The following is a 555-nucleotide window of genomic DNA, read 5'->3' on the forward strand; positions in this document are numbered from 1 at the left end:
GTCATGACACATGACACAAGGTACAGTTAAATGGTTTAACGCAGAAAAAGGTTTCGGTTTCATCTCAGTTGAAGGCGGCGACGATGTATTCGCTCACTTCAGTGCTATTCAAGGTGAAGGCTACAAAACTTTAGAAGAAGGCCAGGCAGTTGAATTCGACATCGAAGAAGGTCAACGCGGACCACAAGCTGCTAACATCGTTAAATTATAATTACTAATTCAGAGGAGCAACTGCTCCTCTTTTTTATTTTCATCGAACATTTGTTTGACAAACGAGAAGATCCGTTATATACTTAGAACAAATAACATCACACATACGCATTCAAGTCATCTTCACATATTACAAAAAGTAATTTGGTTGATAAGTTACTTTTTGTAATATGTGAATTTTTCTTTAAAAGGGATATTGATATTATTTAATAATTTTATGGAGGTCATGACACATGACACAAGGTACAGTTAAATGGTTTAACGCAGAAAAAGGTTTCGGTTTCATCTCAGTTGAAGGCGGCGACGATGTATTCGCTCACTTCAGTGCTATTCAAGGTGAAGGCT

General features: G+C 37.1%; 2 protein-coding genes. Both read left to right on the top strand.

From position 1 onward, the window contains the following. Window positions 1–10 precede the first annotated feature (10 nt). Window positions 11–211: a cold-shock protein gene (locus tag ERX40_RS11040; protein ID WP_133418548.1), complete on the top strand. Its 201-nt coding sequence runs from the start codon at window positions 11–13 to the stop codon at window positions 209–211. A 232-nt stretch (window positions 212–443) separates the two neighbouring features. Further along, window positions 444–555: cold-shock protein (locus tag ERX40_RS11045; protein ID WP_133418549.1), on the top strand; the 112-nt coding region annotated here is incomplete at its 3' end.

Origin of the sequence: Macrococcus carouselicus (assembly GCF_004359515.1) — a bacterium.
Lineage (GTDB): Bacteria > Bacillota > Bacilli > Staphylococcales > Staphylococcaceae > Macrococcus > Macrococcus carouselicus.